This is a genomic window from Pseudovibrio sp. POLY-S9, from assembly GCF_001431305.1.
Taxonomy (GTDB): Bacteria; Pseudomonadota; Alphaproteobacteria; order Rhizobiales; family Stappiaceae; genus Pseudovibrio.
In genome coordinates this window covers 1-1,369 of the sequence record NZ_LCWX01000050.1, presented here as the reverse complement: position 1 = coordinate 1,369, position 1,369 = coordinate 1, and the positions used below count along the sequence as shown (strand labels likewise).

Genomic DNA, 1,369 nt, shown 5'->3' with positions numbered 1-1,369 from the left:
CTCTAATCGGGCGCTGAGGTCAAGCTCTTTTTTCCTTTCCGATCGGATCTAATCCATCTCCGGGTCACGCTTCTCTTCGCAGTCTGGGTCGCTCTTCGTTGTGAGCGGCTGCATGCATGTGCCGGAATGGTTGTAGAGAGCCTCGCTTGTGGACGCGCTTTGTATGGCGCAGCAGACATTTTCGGCTTCATCTACAAACCTCGTCCAGAGAGGACGATCCTATCGTGATGTTGAGGTGAGACTAAATCATGCTGCAACCTCCAAACCATCACGACAGAATGATGTGTCATTGACCCACATGCGATGCATCACAACCGCGAGCTTTCTGGCTACCGCCACAACAGCACGGCGGCGCCCTTTGGTCCGCATCAGGCGCATCCCCCAGCTCTTGATGCTGGATTCGCCAGTACAGCGGGTTAGCATTGCATTAGCAGCCGTATAAAGGGCCGAGCGGACCTCCATGTCTCCTGCTTTAGAGATCCGGCCAGGATTATCAGTTTCTCCTGATTGAAAACGCCTCGGCGTTAAGCCGAAGTGGGCAGCAACCGTTCGCGAACTCCTGAACCGCGCCGGATCATCCACCGCAGCGACAAATGCCAGCGCAGTCATAGGGCCAACGCCGGGGATTTCCATTAGTCGCAAGCACACTGCATTGGTGCTTGCCGCGTGTTTAACGCGTTTGTCCAGCTCTTGATACGTGTGTAATAAAGCGAGCCGCGCGTCCAGAAGCGGAACCAGTGCCAGGCTCAAATCGGGGCTAGCTTCGATGAGCGGTCGGACTGTTGCATCAAAGTGGGTGTGTTTTACCCGCACTGGCAGGCGGATACCGTAAACCTTCAGGAGCCCCCGGATTTCATTTGCCAGATCAATGCACTTGCTCAGGCAGGCTTTGCGACTGGTCATGAGCGTACGCATTGCATGCGAGCGGCGGCTTTTCATATGCACTGGGCTGTACCAGCCCGAACGCAAGACTTGCGCAATTCCACGCGCGTCATTCTTGTCGGTCTTGTTGCGCATAGCAGATAGAGCAGCATGCACTTGTCTTGCCTCCATGCAGACAACCTCAAAGCCATGTTGCTCTTTCAAACCGTAAAACAGAGGCTGGCTCATTGTTCCAGCTTCAAAGCCGATACGGGTGATCGGAAAAGATGCCTTGGCTAAACTGCTTGCAATAACATCAACCTCACAGGCAACTGAGCGTTCAAATACAATTTTGCCTTCGCCGTCGATCACGCAAATCGCAACTGACCGTAAAGAAACATCCAAACCAGCATAGTATTCCATGGTGCTCTCCCATCCTCGCAGCAATATGCTGCGATCTTAACAGGAGCTGACCTCTCGTGAAGGACGAGCCCGATTACGCATGCTT

1 protein-coding gene is annotated in these 1,369 nt (G+C 53.7%); it reads right to left on the bottom strand.

The window, feature by feature from the left end:
• Positions 1-246: 246 nt before the first annotated feature.
• Positions 247-1,284 carry an IS110 family transposase gene (locus tag PPL9_RS03135; protein ID WP_057461289.1) on the bottom strand — a complete coding sequence of 346 codons (1,038 nt, stop codon included), beginning with the start codon at positions 1,282-1,284 and terminating at the stop codon, positions 247-249.
• Positions 1,285-1,369: the final 85 nt, after the last annotated feature.